The 18,011-nt window shown below is 62.2% G+C and carries 15 protein-coding genes; 11 read left to right on the forward strand and 4 right to left on the reverse strand.

The features are described from left to right. Positions 1–410 precede the first annotated feature (410 nt). Both ACV8MC_RS03335 and ACV8MC_RS03340 read right to left on the reverse strand, forming a co-directional pair. Positions 411–1,307 (reverse strand): PA4780 family RIO1-like protein kinase, encoded by an 897-nt coding sequence (locus ACV8MC_RS03335; protein ID WP_016771829.1) that lies wholly within the window; start codon positions 1,305–1,307, stop codon positions 411–413. A gap of 430 nt (positions 1,308–1,737) precedes the next feature. After that, the gene (locus tag ACV8MC_RS03340; protein WP_406228192.1) at positions 1,738–3,015 is read right to left on the reverse strand and encodes an acetyl-CoA C-acetyltransferase; all 1,278 of its coding nucleotides are present in this window, start codon (positions 3,013–3,015) and stop codon (positions 1,738–1,740) included. A gap of 237 nt (positions 3,016–3,252) precedes the next feature. Here ACV8MC_RS03340 and ACV8MC_RS03345 point away from each other — a divergent pair, with 237 nt between their 5' ends. The 5 genes from ACV8MC_RS03345 (at position 3,253) to ACV8MC_RS03365 (ending at position 9,989) form a co-directional block, all read left to right on the forward strand. Continuing rightward, complete coding sequence (locus ACV8MC_RS03345) at positions 3,253–4,605, forward strand: 3-oxoacyl-ACP reductase (protein ID WP_095180889.1); 1,353 nt, start codon at positions 3,253–3,255, stop codon at positions 4,603–4,605. Positions 4,606–4,607: 2 nt separating this feature from the next. Continuing rightward, entirely contained in the window at positions 4,608–5,462 is an 855-nt protein-coding gene (locus ACV8MC_RS03350; RefSeq protein WP_457264459.1) for a MaoC family dehydratase, read from the forward strand. Between the two features lie 303 nt (positions 5,463–5,765). Continuing rightward, positions 5,766–7,301: a collagen-like triple helix repeat-containing protein gene (locus ACV8MC_RS03355; protein ID WP_457264460.1), complete on the forward strand. Its 1,536-nt coding sequence runs from the start codon at positions 5,766–5,768 to the stop codon at positions 7,299–7,301. 134 nt (positions 7,302–7,435) lie between these two features. Continuing rightward, positions 7,436–9,106: a ShlB/FhaC/HecB family hemolysin secretion/activation protein gene (locus ACV8MC_RS03360; RefSeq protein ID WP_056787743.1), complete on the forward strand. Its 1,671-nt coding sequence runs from the start codon at positions 7,436–7,438 to the stop codon at positions 9,104–9,106. 520 nt (positions 9,107–9,626) lie between these two features. Next, a complete protein-coding gene (locus tag ACV8MC_RS03365) occupies positions 9,627–9,989 on the forward strand; it encodes a DUF6124 family protein (RefSeq protein ID WP_016771835.1) in 363 nt (120 codons plus the stop codon). Between the two features lie 575 nt (positions 9,990–10,564). Here ACV8MC_RS03365 and ACV8MC_RS03370 read toward each other — a convergent pair. Both ACV8MC_RS03370 and ACV8MC_RS03375 read right to left on the reverse strand, forming a co-directional pair. Beyond that, entirely contained in the window at positions 10,565–10,972 is a 408-nt protein-coding gene (locus ACV8MC_RS03370; protein WP_041480644.1) for a response regulator, read from the reverse strand. 70 nt (positions 10,973–11,042) lie between these two features. Next, entirely contained in the window at positions 11,043–11,258 is a 216-nt protein-coding gene (locus tag ACV8MC_RS03375) for a Flp family type IVb pilin (protein ID WP_370593582.1), read from the reverse strand. 329 nt (positions 11,259–11,587) lie between these two features. On the opposite strand from ACV8MC_RS03375, the gene cpaB reads away from it, so the two are divergent. Genes cpaB through ACV8MC_RS03405 form a run of 6 tightly spaced genes read left to right on the forward strand, consistent with a single transcriptional unit; the run spans position 11,588 to position 18,007 of the window. Further along, positions 11,588–12,529, forward strand: coding sequence for a Flp pilus assembly protein CpaB (gene cpaB, locus ACV8MC_RS03380; RefSeq protein WP_457264462.1), 942 nt, complete (start codon positions 11,588–11,590; stop codon positions 12,527–12,529). 20 nt (positions 12,530–12,549) lie between these two features. After that, a complete protein-coding gene (locus tag ACV8MC_RS03385) occupies positions 12,550–13,767 on the forward strand; it encodes a type II and III secretion system protein family protein (RefSeq protein WP_457264463.1) in 1,218 nt (405 codons plus the stop codon). Next, entirely contained in the window at positions 13,764–14,954 is a 1,191-nt protein-coding gene (locus ACV8MC_RS03390; protein ID WP_056787738.1) for a pilus assembly protein, read from the forward strand. Before ACV8MC_RS03385 ends, ACV8MC_RS03390 begins: the two co-directional genes overlap by 4 nt. After that, a complete protein-coding gene (locus ACV8MC_RS03395) occupies positions 14,951–16,219 on the forward strand; it encodes a CpaF family protein (RefSeq protein ID WP_041480648.1) in 1,269 nt (422 codons plus the stop codon). Before ACV8MC_RS03390 ends, ACV8MC_RS03395 begins: the two co-directional genes overlap by 4 nt. Positions 16,220–16,236: 17 nt before the next feature. Next, positions 16,237–17,121, forward strand: coding sequence for a type II secretion system F family protein (locus tag ACV8MC_RS03400; protein ID WP_457264465.1), 885 nt, complete (start codon positions 16,237–16,239; stop codon positions 17,119–17,121). A gap of 1 nt (position 17,122) precedes the next feature. Continuing rightward, positions 17,123–18,007 carry a type II secretion system F family protein gene (locus tag ACV8MC_RS03405; protein WP_110647081.1) on the forward strand — a complete coding sequence of 295 codons (885 nt, stop codon included), beginning with the start codon at positions 17,123–17,125 and terminating at the stop codon, positions 18,005–18,007. The last annotated feature ends 4 nt before the right edge of the window (positions 18,008–18,011 follow it).

Here is an 18,011-nt window from a genome sequence, read left to right on the forward strand (position 1 = left end):
GAATCCATGATCGACTCGGTTTTTTCAGGTCGATGTATGGCTAAAGACACCTCGGTCGGCCCCCTCTCCCTCCGGGAGAGGGGCCGATTGGGGGATATTTGGGAAATACACCGACCTGAACGTTTTCCGTTGAATCCATGATCGACTCGGTTTTTTCAGGTCGATGTATGGCTAAAGACACCTCGGTCGGCCCCCTCTCCCTCCGGGAGAGGGACCGATTGGGGGATATTTGGGAGATACACCGACCTGAACGTTTTTCTTTGAATCCATAATCGACTCGGTTTTTTCAGGTCGATGTATGGCTAAAGACACCTCGGTCGGCCCCCTCTCCCTCCGGGAGAGGGCTGGGGTGAGGGTGCTTTTTGACTCAAACAAAAAACCCGGCCGAAGCCGGGTTTTTCATCACGCGATCACTGCATCCACGGCGGTGGAGGCGGTTCTTCGGGTTTGCCTTTCGGCGCGTCGTCCGCCGCGCGAATGGCTTGCTTGCGTTCCTCGTCGAGGCGCGCCGCTTCGATTTCGCGCAGCACCCCGCCGACATCCGCCAGGTCCTCCGGATCGTCGAACTCGCCGGTCAGCACACTGTTCGGGTGCAAGGTGCCGGCTTCGTACAACGCCCACATTTCCTTGGCGTACTTGGTCTTCTTCAATTCCGGCGCGAAGCGACCGAAGTACGAAGCCATGTTGCCAACGTCACGCTCGAGCATGCTGAACGCGTGGTTGTTGCCCGCAGCGTCGACTGCCTGGGGCAGGTCAATAATCACCGGACCGGTCGGGGTCAGCAGCACGTTGAACTCGGAGAGGTCACCGTGCACCAGACCGGTACACAACATCAGCACGATCTGCGAAATCAGGAACGCGTGATACTCGCGCGCCTGATCAGGCTCCAGCACCACATCGTTCAGACGCGGCGCAGCGTCGCCGAATTCGTCAGCCACCAGTTCCATCAACAGCACGCCGTCGAGGAAGTCATAGGGTTTGGGCACTCGCACACCGGCGCCGGCCAGACGGAACAGCGCCGCCACTTCGGCGTTCTGCCAGGCGTCTTCGGTCTCTTTGCGACCGAACTTGGACCCCTTCGCCATGGCCCGCGCCTGACGACTGTTACGAACCTTGCGGCCTTCCTGATACTCGGCCGCCTGGCGGAAACTGCGTTTATTCGCCTCCTTGTAGACCTTGGCGCAACGTAACTGATTGCCGCAGCGCACTACATAAACAGCTGCCTCTTTGCCACTCATCAGTGGACGCAGCACTTCGTCGACCAGACCGTCCTCGATCAGGGGTTCAATGCGTTTTGGAGTCTTCATCAGCTTTTATTGTGGGTCCTTTATTACCAAACACGCGAATGTCACTCGTTATACGGCAATCCTCGCCCGACGGGGAGGGGTTGCCGACCTGTGAACCTTGAGGATGCACACACTGTGCCGGATCAATCGCAGCGACCCGGGCGAATCATAGCCGAGACCGTGGCATTGATTGGTATCGGTCGGCAAGGGCATTTGCGACAGAATCTGACATGGTCGGTGAACTTCAGTTGCCCTCACCCCAGCCCTCTCCCAGAGGGAGAGGGGGCCGACCGAGGTGTCTCCCGTAATACATCGACCTGACAGACCGCAGCGCTTATGGTTTGAATCGCATCTCTAAATTCGGTGAAGGGCGCTCAGGTCGGCGTCGATTTCAAGCATCCCCCAATCAGTCCCCTCTCCCTTTGGGAGAGGGTTAGGGTGAGGGGCTTTTTCAGCGTTCAATGATCGCGGTGACACCCTGCCCGCCCGCCGCACAGATCGAAATCAACCCTCGCCCCTTGCCCGCCGCATCCAGCAACTTGGCCAAATTCGCGACAATGCGCCCGCCCGTTGCGGCAAACGGGTGCCCCGCCGCCAGCGAACTGCCTTTCACATTGAGCCGACTGCGATCAATCGAACCCAGCGGTGCGTCGAGACCCAGGCGGGTTTTGCAATATTCGGGATCTTCCCAGGCCTTGAGCGTGCACAGCACTTGCGCGGCGAAGGCTTCGTGAATTTCGTAGTAATCAAAATCCTGCAACGTCAGCCCATTGCGCGCCAGCAAGCGTGGCACGGCATACACCGGCGCCATCAGCAGGCCCTCGGCGCCGTTAACGAAATCCACCGCCGCCGCTTCACCGTCGCGCAAGTAGGCAAGAATCGGCAAACCGCGCTCTCTGGCCCATTCTTCACTGCCGAGCAACACCACCGAAGCGCCATCGGTGAGCGGCGTGGAATTGCCCGCCGTCAGCGTGCCCTTGGCGCTTTTCTCGAAGGCCGGTTTCAGCGCGGCGAGTTTTTCCAGGGTCAGGTCCGGGCGCAGATTGTTATCGCGGGTCAGGCCGAGGAATGGCGTCATCAGATCGTTGTGCCAGCCTTCGCCGTAGGAAGCGGCGAGCTTGTGGTGGCTTTCGAGGGCCAGTTGATCTTGTTCTTCACGGGGAATATTCCAGGTCTGCGCCATCAGTTCGCAGTGCTCGCCCATCGACAGGCCAGTGCGTGGCTCGCCGTTGCGCGGGAATTCGGGGATCAGGTGCTGGGGGCGCAACTGAAAAAGGGTTTTCAGTTTGTCGCCGGTGCTCTTGGCGCGGTTGGCCTGCAGAAGAATTCTGCGCAGGCCTTCGCTGACGCTGATCGGCGCATCGGAAGTGGTGTCGACTCCGCCAGCGATACCGCTGTCGATCTGGCCAAGGGCGATTTTATTCGCCACCAGCAGCGCCGCTTCCAAACCGGTGCCGCAGGCTTGCTGGATGTCATAGGCCGGTGTCGTCGGAGACAAGCGCGAGCCGAGCACACATTCGCGGGTCAGGTTCATATCCCGTGACAATTTAAGCACAGCGCCCGCCACTACCTCGCCGATGCGCTGGCCGTGCAGGTTGTAGCGCTCGATCAGGCCTTCCAGCGCGGCGGTGAGCATCGCCTGATTGCTGGCCGTGGCGTACGGCCCGTTGGAGCGGGCGAAAGGGATGCGGTTACCGCCGATGATCGCGACGCGGCGCAGCTGGGTCATGGATAACTCCTGTGGAATTTGCGGATTCACATGGAAACCTGTGGGAGCTGGCTTGCCAGCGATGGGGGCGGCACTCCCAACCCTTCAGCGGCTGACACTCCGCCATCGCGGGCAAGCCCGCTCCCACAGGGTCAGTGGTCTACTCTGCTAAACCAGCGTAGGCCTTATTGCGCCGATCGAACGATTGATTGCCGTAGACAGTCCACACTTTGAACCCCAACTTCTGGAGAGCGTTCCATGTCTGACCGCTATATCGACTTCGCCAACTCATCCTTCGGCCATCGTCTGGTCGGGGCCTTGGGCCTGCCGTCGCCGGTGCGGCTGGAACGCTGGCAGGCGGGGCGTCTGCGGCCGATCGAGGGCGCCCTATTGATCGGTGGCGGGCCGCTGGCCGAACGGATCAGCGTGTTTGCCAATCGCTTGACCGACGCGATCTACAGCTACGGCACCGAGCCCTCGCTGGCCACTGCATGGATCCCCGGCCACGGGCCGAAACTCAAAGCGGTGGTGTTCGACGCCAGCGGTCTGCAACACACCGACCAGCTCAAGCAGTTGCGCGAGTTCTTCCAGCCATTGATGAAGAACCTCGACCATAGCGCGCACCTGGTGATTCTCGGCCGCGCGCCGGAAACCTTGGGTGATCCGTTCGCCTCCAGCGCACAGCGAGCACTTGAAGGCTTCTCGCGCTCGCTGGCCAAAGAGCTGCGCGGCGGTGGCACCTTGCAGTTGATCTACGTCGGCGAAGGTGCCGAGGATCAATTGGAAGGCCCGCTGCGATTTTTCCTCTCGCCGAAAAGTGCATTCGTTTCCGGCCAGGTGATTCGCCTGACCGCGTGCGCCACGCCAGTGACCGACTGGACCCGACCGCTGGCCGGGCGCAAGGCGCTGGTCACCGGTGCTGCGCGCGGCATCGGCGCGTCGATTGCCGAAACCCTGGCCCGTGATGGCGCTGAGGTGATCCTCCTCGACGTACCGCCGGCCAAGACCGACCTCGAGGCCCTCGCCGCGCGCCTCGGCGGCCGTGCGATTACCCTCGATATCTGCGCCGATGACGCCGCCGCGCACTTGATCGAACAACTGCCCGACGGGCTCGACATCCTCGTGCACAACGCCGGCATCACCCGCGACAAAACCTTGGCCAACATGACCCCGGAATTCTGGGACGCGGTGCTGGCCGTCAATCTCAACGCGCCGCAAGTGCTGACCAAGGCGCTGCTCGACAGCGGCACCCTGCGCGACAACGCACGGGTGGTCCTGCTCGCCTCGATCAGCGGCATCGCCGGCAATCGCGGACAAACCAATTACGCGGCGAGCAAGGCTGGCCTGATCGGTCTGGCCCAGGCATGGGCGCCAACGCTGCTGGAACGCGGCATCAGCATCAACGCCGTAGCCCCCGGTTTTATCGAAACCCAGATGACCGCGCACATCCCGTTCGGCCTGCGCGAGGCCGGGCGGCGCATGAGTTCGCTGGGCCAGGGCGGCTTGCCGCAGGACGTCGCCGAAGCCGTGGCGTGGCTGGCGCAACCGGGCACGGGCGCGTTCACCGGGCAGGCGCTGCGGGTCTGCGGGCAAAGTGTTCTGGGGGCATAAAGATGAGCATCGAATGGCACACGCTGGATCGCGAGCCGAGTCTGCCGGGGCTTTATTCGCGCGCAGCGACGCGACGCAAAATCACCGGTACGCAACTGCCCGACAGCGGCCTGCGTTGCTGGGTTGATATCGACGGCAAGCGGCTGGCGGCTTATCGCAAGGTCTGCGGTTTCGTCGATGACGGCCTGCTGCCGCCGACCTATCCACACATCCTCGCCTTTGCCTTGCAGATGCAATTGCTCACGGCCAGGGATTTTCCCTTCCCGCTGCTGGGGCTGATTCACCTGAGCAACCGCATCCGCGTGTTGCGGCCAATGGGCGCGATCAGTCGCGCGCAAGTCAGCGTGCGCGTGCACAACCTGCAACCACATGCCAAGGGCGCGACGTTCGATCTGTTGACCACCCTCGACGATCAGCTCGGGCCGCTGTGGGAAGCCGAAAGCCGCATGCTCTGTCGCGGGGTGAAACTCGAGGGCGAGGCGCTGGCACAGGACTGGCAGCCGTCGCAGGATTTGCTTGAGGTGACGCGTTGGACTGCGCCGGCCGATATCGGTCGCCAGTATGCGAAAGTCTCCGGCGACTACAACCCGATTCACCTGAGTGCGGCGAGCGCCAAACTGTTCGGGTTTCCCACCGCGATCGCCCATGGACTGTGGAACAAGGCACGCACACTGGCGGCACTCTCTGATCACCTGCCCAAAGCCAACCTGGAAATCGCCGTGCACTTTCGCAAACCGGTGCGCCTGCCCAGTGAAGTGACATTGCTGGCCAGTGCCGCGGGATCCAGCGGTGAGTTGCGTCTGATCGGTGCCGGCGACCTGGAACATATGGTCGGTCAGTGGCAACCGATCGCCTGATCTGGCGGGGCGGAAAAACCCGTTAATTGTGTATATATCACTTAAGTTTTTCCGCGCCCTGCCCGCCGCTTTGCAAAAAACCGAGCCTTGAATTTCAAGGCTTTTTTTTGCCCGTTTATTACCGGGGTATTAGTCCTTCGGCATAGCGCCGGACCCTTTATATAAAGGGGTTAATACCAACTTGAGAATGGTGAAAAACCTGCCCTCGACTGAGATTACAGCCACGGACGAGGCATCGCCGACGACAGATCGGCGAGCCATCGAAGGCAACGTAACGTTGTGACAGGTGCAGGAATCTCAATCATGAAAACTCAAGTGATGTGGTCCAAATCGGCAATCGCGCTGGCACTGATTCTTTCGGTCGGCCTCGTCGGCTGCAGCAGCGGCGGTGGCGGTCATCGCAGCAGTTCGGGCAGCTCGACGGCGGACGGCACGGCGGGTACCGATGGCAGCGGTGGCGCGGGCGGCGGAACCGGCGGCGATACCGCAGGCACTGGTGGAACCGGTAGCACTGGCGGTACTGGCGGAACCGGCGGCGGCACCGATCCGACCAATCCGACAGACCCGACCGATCCCACCAACCCGACCAATCCCGCTGCACCTTCGCTGGTGACCACAACACTTGTTCAGGATGTCGGCAAAACCGTCAGCGGTGTCGGCGATGGCGTCGGCCAGATCGGCGATTCGCTGAGCACTGTTCCGGTCGCTGGCGGCATCGTCCAAAGCCTGGCCAACACCACCGGCAACGTGGTCAGCACCTTGGGCGATGGCGTCACTGATGGCATCGGCAAACTGGCCACTGACCCCAATGGCCTGACCACCACCGTCGCCTCGGTTGGCGGCGTGGTTTCCGATGTTGGCGGCGGCGTGTCAGACCTCAGCGTCAAACTCAACACAGCGACCCGTAGCGTTCCTGTCGTTGGCGGTGTAGTCACCCGTGTGGCGCCGCTGGTCGATGGCATCGGCGAAAAAGTCACCATGCTTGGCGACACCCTCAACACCTCAATGACCAGCGGCCCGACCAGCCAGTTGACCGACAAGGTCGGCAGCGGCCTGGTACCGGTGATCGCCATGGTCGAAAGCACCACCGACAAACTCGGCGATGCCACCGGTCTGGGTGATCCGCTCAAAGGGGTGATCTCGAAAGTGGGCGGCACGGTGAACAGTCTTGGCGGCAAAGTTACCGACGCAGGCAGTGGCAATGCCCTGACCAACACCCTCGGCGGCGCCCTGAGCAACACCGGCACGGCGGTCGGCAAAGCGGGTGGTCTGGTGTCCAATGGCACTGGCTCGGGCAGTGGCGGCATCGGTGGCGGGCTGGGCGGCACCGGTCTGCTGCAAACTGTCGGTGGTGCGGTGGTCAACGTCGGCAGCGGTCTGAATGCCGGCAGCACCAGCGGCGTGGTCACCGCCGGCGGGCTGGGCAACACGATTGCTTCGATCAACACCGTACTCGGTGGTTCGGGCACACCGATTACTGCATCCACCTCGCCGCTGGCCAGCGTCGGCGCCGCAGTCGGAGCCGGCCTCAATCCGGTCACCAGCGCGGTGACCGCTGTCACTCAACAGGTCGGCGCCGCTACCGGTCTCGGCACTCCGGTGGCGGGTATCACAAGTCAGGTCGGCGCTGCGGTGGGCAATCTCGGCGGGGCGATCGCCGCAACCAACAACCCGGTCACCACAGCGGTCGGCGGTCTGGTTACCAACGTCGGCGGCACCGTGGCAGCGGTCGGTGGTCTGGTCAACAGCGGCACTGCCACTGGCGGCGGCACGGCAACCGGTGGTCTGGGCGGGGTACTCGGTGGCCTGACCGGCGCGTTGAGCGGCACTCAACGCTGAATTGCACCTGGCCGATTCGACGGCCTTACCTACAGCGCCTACGCTTGGTTGAGGGCGGAAGATTCCCACGAGTCTTCCGCCTTTTTTCTACGGAAAAATCTGCCCTGTGCTGTGTTCTGACCATGGAGTGTCCTATGCGCGTACTGGCATCCCTGCTGTGCCTGAGCCTCAGTTCCGCTGCCCTCGCCGACACCTTGCCCAGCTTTCTCAACAGCAACGAAACCATCCGCAACCTGCCCGTTCCCAACCTGCCCGCCGACGCCTATCGCCCGAGCGCGGCGCCGCTGCAAGTGCCGGACCCGGGTGCGACCGCCGCGCAGCCACTGCTGATGGAAACCAAGGTCAACCTGAAGACCGTGCAGATCGAAGGCGGCACGATCTACCCGCTCAACGAACTCGCGGAAATCTACAAGCCCCTGATCGGCCGTCAGGCCAGCCTTGCCGAACTGATCGAAGCCACGCGCAACATCACCCGTCGCTATCAGCAGGACGGCTATCTGTTGTCCTACGCGTTCCTGCCGCAACAGAACTTCGATGACGGCGTGGCCCGCGTGGTGCTGGTCGAGGGCTATGTGCGCGATATCCAGATGCAGGGCGACATCGGTCGGGTCAAAGGCCTGCTCGATAAACTCGCCGCGAAAATCCAGGCCGAACGCCCGCTGACGCGCAAGACCTTCGAGCGCTACACCACGCTGATGAGCCGTATTCCTGGCGTGACCATCCAAGCGCAAGTGCCGCCACCGGGCACCACCGATGGCGCGACCACCCTGGTTGCCCAGGCCAGTCGCAAACCGTTCACCAGCACCCTGAGCACCACAGAAGACAACCGTAACGGCCCGCAGGCGTTGCTCGGTGTCAGCAGCAATTCGCAGACTTCGATGGGCGAACAGTTGAGCCTCAGCGGCCTGTTCCCGCCGGGTGACGACAAAGAGCATTACTACCGTCTCGACTACAGCCAGTTCCTCGATACCGAGGGCACGCAACTCAACGTCTCGGCCTCGCGTTACCGCGCCGACCCGGACACCGAAGTGCTGGTCGGCGGTGGCGGACGCCTGAGTACCCACCGCGAGAACGATCGCTACTCGATCGGCTTCAGCACGCCCTTGATCGCCTCCGCCAACGAACTGCTGACCGCCGGCTCACGCCTGTATGCGGTCGACGACAAGACGCGCTACGACGGCATCAACTTTCCCTTCAGCACCGAACTGCGCACCGACGTCCGCGCCCTGGCTTTCGAAGGCGACTGGCGCAAGGCCGACGCCCGCCAACTGCGCATCCTCAGTGCCGGCGTCTACCAAGGCTTCGACAGCCTCGGCGCACACACCAACTACGACGACATCGACCTGGATTTTTTCCGCGTGCGCTTGTCCGGCGTGCAGAGCGACAAGTTCCTCGACAACTGGCAAGGCGTGCTCTCGGCGGCGCTGTACTGGAGCGACGACACCTTGCCCGACAGCGAACGCGCCGTGTTCGGCGGGCAGAACTTCGGCCGTGGCTACCCCGACGACCAGGCCTCGGGCGACAAGGGTTGGGGCGTGGCTTACGAGGTCAACTACAGCTTCAACCGCGACGGCAACTGGGTGCGCATCCTGCAACCCTACGTAGTTGTCGACCGCTCGCGCAGCTGGTTCAACCAACTGCCGGTGCAGGCCAACAACCTGTCATCGACCGCCGTCGGGCTGCGCTTTGGTGATGCCAAGTATTACAACGTGGCGCTGGAAGTGGCGAAGGCGATGTCGGATGAAGCACTGGATACGTTCAATCGCAAGCCTCGGTACAGCATCAGTTTCAGTTATCAGTTGTGATGGTCGAGCGGTGTGTCAGTCAGGATTTTTTTGACTGACGCACCGCCTTCGCGAGCAGGCTCGCTCCCACAGATTCGGCGGTGTTCATGGTTGCTGAGTACAACCGCCGTCCCTGTGTGAACGAGCCTGCTCGCGAAAGCGTTCGGCTATTCAACCGATTTATCGCAGCGCTTAAACCAGCCGTTTAAACACACGCCCCGTTACCTCGCAACAGCCCACAAATCCTTGCGCCATTGCCTACGGCTACGCCAGAATCCGCCGGCTTGTGCGCCTGGGGCGCGGGTTCTATCGTTTGCCTGCCACTGCTCATCAGTGGTTGGGTTTAGCAGCTCGCCGATACCACGTTGCACCAGTTCTATCAGTCTGGAATACATTCCTGTGCTTGATGGCGGCTGTGCGCAGGGCGCCCTCGGGCGCGCCGATTTCGTGGCTCATCGGTCTGCTAACCTGCGTCCAGCTGCCACCCTTATCGTTTAGCAGCGAGAGGTTGCGGCCCTTACTCCACAAGGAGACTGAGCCCGTGAAAAAGATAACGCCCGATCCACCCCTTGCCGATCCAACCTTCGCCGACCCGCTCGTCGAAGCGCAAAAACTCAAGGAAGCCGCCGACCGCGCCATCGATTACTACCTCAACCCCCGCCTCATCAAAGACCCCGCCGCACCGCGCAAACCCAGCACCCTGTTCATCGTCGACCCGGCTGCGGACAACGAAACCCTGCTGGTGCATGCCTGCGAATCACTGGCCTCGGCGAGCATCATGGCCAGCGACCTCGCCGGATTTATCGATGGACCACAGCGCAACTCCCTGTTGGGAATACAGCAGGTGATCATGCTGGGCGAACTGGCGGTCAACCGCGTACTGGACAGGCTTGTGCCGGAGTGACAAGAGCAAGGGGCTGGTTGCGAAGGTGGTGAGACAGGCAGAGCGTTGTTGGCTGACTGGCCGCCATCGCTGGCAAGCCAGCTCCCACGGGATTCATGTACATCAGGCAGGAATGGGTTGGCTGCCAGGGCGCTTTCGCGAGCAGGCTCGCTCCCACAAAAGCAAAAGCAAAAGCAAAAGCAAAAGCAAAGCAGCGCAGCTGCCCGCGGCGAAGCCGCACCACTCAACAATGAGCGCAAGCTCGAGTGCTCTTGATCTTGATCCACCGGCGACGTCGGAAGGCTGAGCGGAGGGATTGATCCGGGCGTGGAAGCGTAGCGACCGTCTGGCGCAGCCAGACACAGCGGAAGGAGGTGCAGCGAAGCAAACCGGAGCCGCTGCGCCCGGATCAGTCCCGGAGCGAAGGAACCCGAGCCTGCGAGGGCCGGACGCAGGAGCTAGCGTTTTTTGCTTACTTTTTTAGGCGCTTGTAAAAAAGTAAGTCGCCGTCAGGCGAAACCGCCAGCCGCAGCACCCGAAGCAACGGATATTCACCCAAAACCCCACCAACACGGTCGGCCCAAAGGCCGCCGAGTTCACCCACCCTGAACCTTAGGCTTGGGAAAAAGATTATCGAGAGTCTCCAACAACCTGACGTGATAAATCGGCTTGCGAAACAGATCCAGTACCTGCAACCGCAACATATCGCTGACATCCTCCATATCCGCATGCCCCGACATCACAATCACCGGCAAATGCGCCCGCGACGTATGCTCACGCAACCGCCTGATCAGCGACATGCCCGACTCCTCCGGCATACGCAGATCAGTAATCACCAAAGCAATATCCGGATGCCGGGTCAGATGATGCAGCGCGAGCTTCACCGACGTCGCGGTATGACAGACAAACCCCTCCCCCTCCAGCAACTCCGCCAACTCCAGCAACGCGTCTTCTTCATCATCAACCAGAAGCAGTTGTTGGCGGGGCGACGAAGACGCGTTCATAGGCAATACCTGAATACTGAAAGGTAAATCCAGTGTAGTGCGATATCAGCCAGGTGCAGTGTTCACAAGATCAGGGCGTTGGCCGAGTCACAGCCGTACCATCGAGCGAGGTCAGAATATTGTTGAAGATCGCCAATACCCTGTCTCCAAGCGGAGTGACGAACGCCACAACCACCACAGCCACCATCGCCACCACAATCGCATACTCGATCGCCGAAGCACCCTCTTCACTGCGGGCAAACGCGCGAGCCTTGGCGATCACATAATCAAAAGTCATACGAAACATAGGTCCACTCCTTCGCGCCTCTGGCGCCGACATCACCACCGCGGCAAGGTTCCACCGTGCCACCTGAGCATTGTCAACAAACCCCCGCCCAACAACTGTAAGAACGCATTAATCACAAAGCATTAATCCCATCGTTTTTCCGCCGTTTCCGGCTGTTAACTGGCCAAAGTCATACTTTGGTACGGTTATTTCGCCTGTCACTAATGGCGCTTTTGCTTGGATCAGCTAGCTTGGAAATAGCGAAATAGTTGCATGTTCATAGCTGCCGATTCAGTCCGCCTTTCGCAAGCAAATGCAGTCGGTTGTGCAGCAGGAAAGGGAGAGCCGTCATGAACAGTCGCGTCACCATGGGCCTCGCCGCGTTGCTGTTGCTCGGCGCGGTTTTTGTCGGTTACTGGGGGCTGGTGCTCAGTCGTCAGCCGGCCCCGGTCGCCGAGGCGCCCGTCGCCCCAGCGGTCAGCACTGAACAGACTGTCGCGATTGCCGAAGACCAGACCCGCCAACCGGTGGTGGTGCTGCTCCACGATGTAGCGCCGTTCACGCCGTTGACCGCCGCCGATGTGACCGTGGAAAAACTGCGCAGCGCACCGGCCGGCAGCCTGACCAGCATCGAACAAGCAGTCGGCCGCACGCCTTGGCGCCACCTCAGCGCCGGCACCTGGCTGAATGACGAAAGCTTTCAGGCCGGCGGCGCGCTGGCACGGATGATTCGCCGCGACGAGCGCGCGCTCACCGTGGCCGTCGATGAAGTGATCGGTGGTGCCGGGCAATTGCTGCCAGGCGATTACGTCGATGTGCTGCTGTATCTGCGCGAGGACGCGAGCAATCTGCAGCAGTCGGCGCAGATCGCCGTTCCGGCTTTGCGCGTGCTCGGGGTCGGCGATCAGTACGGCCTGACCAACGACGGCCAACCGGCAACGCCCAGCCTCAGCGCCGAAGAAAAACTCAAACAGGACCAGCGCCGCATCGCCGCGCGGACTGCGGTGCTGGCGGTGCCGGAACAACTGCTCAGCCGCCTGATGCTTGCCACTCAAGTCGGCACATTGCGCCTCGCGGTGCGCAGCAGCGAAGAACAACGGCTGGCCAAATATTGGGCCGGCGAAGCGCAATCGCCCGCGCATCTGGACCGCGCCAACAGCCAGCTCTTCCAGTTCACTCAACTAGCCCTGGGCAGCGCGCAAAGAGCACCTGCCACCGCCAGTGCCGGCGCGGCGCCCAGGCCTGCGGTGGAAATCATTCGCGGCAACCAGATCAGCCAACAAACCCCATGACTGCGCAAGGATTCACGTGCATGCAGAGTCGACTCAGACCGACATTGAAACCGGCGCTCCGGGCCTTGCTGTTGTTGGGATTGACGATGGACAGCGCCTTCGCGGCGGTGGGCAACTGCTCGGCACTGCCGCGCCTGCCCTCGGTGATCGAGATCGCTGAAGGCTTCCAGCAGGACATGCAGTCACCGGTGGCAATCACCCGGCTGGCAGTGGGCGATCCGAAAATTGCCGACGTGCATGCCAATGGCGGTTCGTCCTTTCTGCTCACGGGCGTCGGCCCCGGCGCGACCAGCCTGATGGTCTGGACGGCCTGCTCGGCGCAGCCGCAGCAAGCCATGGTCTTCGTCCAGGGCGCGGCGACCACGGCGCTGACCAGCAGCGTGCCGTCCGACGATCCGACGCTGCCATCGCAGGTGCAGACCGACATCCGCTTCGTCGAAGTCAGCCGCACCAAACTCAAGGAAGCCACGGCGTCGCTGATCGGCACGCGCGGCAATTTCCTGTTCGGTTCGCCCGGCACGCTGCCACCGATCGACGGCGTGCCGCAGCCGCGCCTGCCGGTGGATAACTCGCTGTTCAATTTCTCCTGGGTCGGCGGCAAGACCATGGCGATCATCAACGCCCTGGAAACCAGCGGCTTCGCCTACACCCTGGCGCGACCAAGTCTGGTGGCGTTGAACGGGCAGAGTGCGAGCTTCCTGGCCGGCGGAGAAATCCCGATTCCGGTGCCCAGTTCCGGCAGCGACAGCGTGTCGATCGAGTACAAGGAATTCGGCATCCGCCTGACCCTGACGCCAACCATCATCGGCCGCGACCGCATCGCGCTGAAGGTCGCCCCGGAGGTCAGCGAACTGGATTTTGCCAACGCGGTGAACATCGCCGGCACCACCGTTCCGGCGCTGACCATCCGCCGGACCGACACCAGCGTGTCGCTGGGTGATGGCGAAAGTTTCGTCATCAGCGGTTTGATCAGCACCACCAACAGCTCGCAAGTGAACAAGTTTCCAGGCCTGGGCGACATTCCCATCCTCGGCGCGTTTTTCAAGGGTTCGCAAATCAAACGCGAAGAGCGCGAACTGCTGATGATCGTCACCCCGCATCTGGTCCAGCCATTGGCGGCGGACGCGCGACTGCCGTCATTGCCGGGGGAGAAACTGCGCAATTACGACCCGAATTTCTATCGCATGTTCTTCCTCGAGAACGGTAACTTCGACAAGCGCAGCGGATTGTCGCAATGAGCCAGAATCTCAGTCAGACCTTCCTCGCCATCACCCGCAACAGCACCGATCTGGAATGGCTGCAAAGCGCACTCGCGCCACTGGGCCAGGTGGTCAGCGCCGGTGCCGGCAGCCTCGACGAACTGCTCGCACTGGTCGATGTGACGTTCGCCAATCTGGTCTTCGTCGGTCTCGATCGCGAGCATGTCGTGGCGCAAAGTGCGCTGATCGAAGGTGCGCTGGAAGCCAAGCCGATGCTGGCAATCGTCGCCCTCGGCGACGGCATGGACAATCAGCTCGTACTCAATGCGATGCGCGCCGGTGCACGGGATTTCGTCGCCTATGGCTCACGTTCAAGCGAAGTCGCCGGGCTGGTGCGGCGCTTGGGCAAACGCCTGCCCGCCGTCACTCCCAACACGCAGCTGGGCGGGCTTACCGTGATGTACGGCGTGCAGAGCAGCTCCGACGGTGCCTTGCTCGCCAATCACATGGCCATGGTGGTGCAGAAGAGCGGCCAGCAAACCTTGCTGCTAGACCTTGGCCTGCCCCGTGGCGACAGCCTCGCGCTGTTGGGGCTGGAGAGCTCGTTTCACTTCGGCGACGCCCTGCGCCATCTGCGCCGGCTCGACGCTACGCTGATCGACAGCGCTTTCACCAGCGCCGACCACGGCCTGCGCATTCTTGCCTACGCCAACACTGACGAGCCGCTGGAAACCACCAGTGCCGCCGAGCTGTACATGCTCCTCAGCGCCCTGCGCCAGCACTTTCAGCACATTGTCGTGAACCTCACCGGGCAGGCCGACAGTGAGGCATTGCGCACCTTCGTCAGCCATTGCGACAAACTGCTGTGGTACACCGACCAGAACGTACTCAACTGCCGACGCAACCTCGCCGTGCTTAACCAGTGGCGCGAAAAAGGCATGAAACTCGAGCACGGGCGCTTGCTGATCGATCGCTACCTGAGCAACGTCGCGCCGGATGCCGAGACCTTGGGCAAGACCTTCAATCTGGAAGTCATCGCCGTGCTGGCGTTCAGTCCCGACGTGCGCCTGAACGCGAAAAACCAGGGCGTCAGCCTGTTCGAACTGGCGCCCAGGGAGAAACTCACCCAGAGCCTGCGCACCCTCGGCGAGCGCTTGGCGAAACGCTCAGAAGGCCTGAGCAAACCGAAAGTCACCTGGTTCGACCGTCTGCGAGGCCACTCATGAGCGCAGAAAAACTCTTTGGCGCAACGTCGCACGGAGCGATCGGCAACAGCGACCACGAAGGCCTGAAACTGGTCCTGCACCGCTACATCATCGACGCCATCGAGGAGTCGGGGAAAAACCTGCTGGAAGGTTCGCGCCAGCAACTGGCGCAGTTCGTCACCGACAAGGTCGCCGAATACATCGCGCGTTTGCACTTGGCGATCTCGCGCTACGAAATGGAGCGCCTCGGCGAAGAAATCGTCGACGAACTCACCGGATTCGGCCCACTGGAAGTCCTGCTGCGTGACCCGTCGGTGACGGAAATTCTGGTCAACGGCCCGCACCGGGTGTTCATCGAGCGCGACGGCGTATTGCATCAAAGCGATCTGCGTTTTATCGATGCGCATCACGTCGAGCGGGTCATGCAACGCATCCTTGCGCCGCTCGGGCGCCGCCTCGATGAGTCCTCGCCGATGGTCGATGCGCGCCTGCCGGACGGCAGCCGGGTCAACGCGATCATCCCGCCGATTGCCCTCGACGGCCCGTGCCTGTCGATCCGCAAGTTCCGCAAGGACATGCTCAAGAGCACCGACCTGATGGCGATGCAGACCATCGATCTGGCGATTTTCGAATTCCTGCAGAACGCCGTGGGCAAGCGCTGCAACATCCTGATCAGCGGCGGCACCGGCACCGGCAAGACCACGCTGCTGAACATCCTCAGCCAGTTGATCAACCCGCACGAACGGCTGGTGACCATCGAAGACGTCGCCGAACTGCAACTCGGCCATCCGCATGTGGTGCGTCTGGAAACCCGTCCGCCCAACGCTGAGGGGCATGGCGAGGTCAAGGCCAGCGACCTGATTCGCAACGCCCTGCGCATGCGTCCTGACCGGATCATCCTCGGCGAGATCCGAGGCGTCGAAGTGGTCGACGTGCTCACCGCGATGAACACCGGCCACGACGGTTCGATGAGCACCGTGCACGCCAACAACGCCCAGGACGCGCTGCTGCGTCTGGAGACACTGGTCGGCCTGACCGGGCGCTCGATTGCCGAACGCACCTTGCGCCAGATGATCTGCGCCGCCCTCGACGTGATCATTCAACTGACACGCATGCCCGATGGCCGGCGCTGCGTCAGTGAAGTGGTGGAAGTGGTCGGCATTCGCGAGGACGTCTACGTCACCAACACCCTGTTCCGCCTCGACCGCCGCACGGGGTTCGGCTTTGTCCGCGAAGCGGTCAACCCGGCCGGCGACAAGCTGCGCCACGACGCTCACCTGGGCTGACGGCGAGGAGCACGCAGATGCTGGGACCGATCATTCTCATCGCCATTTGCCTGATGCTGCTGGGGCTGTCGATCTATCTGTTCCTGCAAGGGCTGCGCAAGACCGCGAAGGAAAAAGTCCTCAATCGACTCGCCGCCGGACAACCGCAGCTGGCCGTCGAGCAGGCCAGGTGGGTGGGACTGGAACGGATGTTTTTACGTGCTGGACTGGGTCGGCCGAGCGAGCGTTTCGGTCTGTGGCTGAGCCTGTGGGCAGCGGCAATGGGCCTGGGATTTCTGCTCGCCAACTGGGTCGGTCTGCTGATCATGTTGCTCGTCCCGCCCGTGGCGTTGCGGTTGTACATCGCCATTCGCTACCGGCAACGGATCCGTCGCATGATCGAACAACTGCCGCAACTGCTCGACCACACCGTGCGCAGCCTCAAGTCCGGCCGCACCCTCAGCGATGCAGTCCTGGGCGCCATCGAAGCCAGTGAAGACCCTTTGAAAGCGGCCATGGGCCGGGTGCAGCGCAACGTGCAACTGGGGGTGAACCTGCCCGATGCGGTCAGCGATTTTGCCGAACTCTACGAGCAGGACGAACTGCGCATGTTCGCCCTCGGCCTGAAGGTTAACCACCGCTACGGCGGCAACGCCAGTGAGCTGCTGGAGAACCTGATCAAACTGATCCGCGAGCGTGACCAGGGCGCGCGGCAGTTGCGCGCGCTGACCGGGGAAACGCGCATGACCGCTTGGGTGCTCGGTTTGCTGCCTTTGATTCTGGTCAGTTACTTCATGCTGACCAACCCCGGCTACATGCTCGGCATGTGGCACGACGAAAGCGGCCAGACCATGCTGCTCAGCGCCGCCGTGTTGCAGGTGCTGGGCAGTCTGGCGCTGTGGCGCATGTTGCGGAGCGTTTGAGATGGTCTGGCTCGCGGCGTTGCTGTTGCTCCTCGGTTCGCTGTTATTGCTGGGCAATCACCTGCTCACCGAGCGCCGCCGCGTGCGACAGGTGCATCAGCGCTTGCATGGCCAATTGGTGCGGGAGAACCGTTTCGGCCACTGGCTGCGCGCGCTGGGCAACAGCCGTTTCGGCCGGGGCTCGGTGAGCATCGACAGCGAAACCCAGACCCTGCTCGGCCGCCTCGGCTGGCGCCGCGCCAACGAACGCGCGCTCTTCGCCGCCTGCCAGATCGGCACGCCGCTGCTCGCTCTGGGGCTGGCGATCTTTTTGCAGGAAGTGTTTTTCCCGCAGACCAGTCACCGCTGGATGGCGCCGATGTTCGCTGCGGGCGGCGGCTATCTACTGCCCAAACGCCTGCTCGCCTACGCCGCCGCCCGCCGACAGAAAACCATCGCCGTGGAAATCTCCACGTTCATTCCGCTGCTGCGCATCCTCTTCGAATCCGGCATGGCCGTGGAACAAGCGCTGCGCGTGCTCAGCGTCGAAGCGCAGAAACTGCTGCCGGAGCTGACCAGCGAACTGCGCCTGATCCTCAGCCGCGTCGACTCGGGTCTGGAGCTGGGGCAGGAGCTGAACAAGACCGCAGTGATGCTCGCGGTGGACGAATTCACCGACACCTGCGTGATCCTCCAGCAACTGATCCACCAGGGCGGCGGTGCGATGAAATCGCTGCTGGCGCTCAAGCAATTACTCGATGACCGACGCCTGACCCGGCTGCAGGAATACATCTCGAAAATGTCCGCGAAGATGTCGGTGGTCATGATGCTGTTTCTGTTTCCGGCCCTGCTCATCGTACTGGCCGGCCCGGGTTTCACCGCCATTGCCCGCGCCTTCGCAAACTGACCTT

This window comes from Pseudomonas sp. PK-RTE-24, from assembly GCF_054052265.1.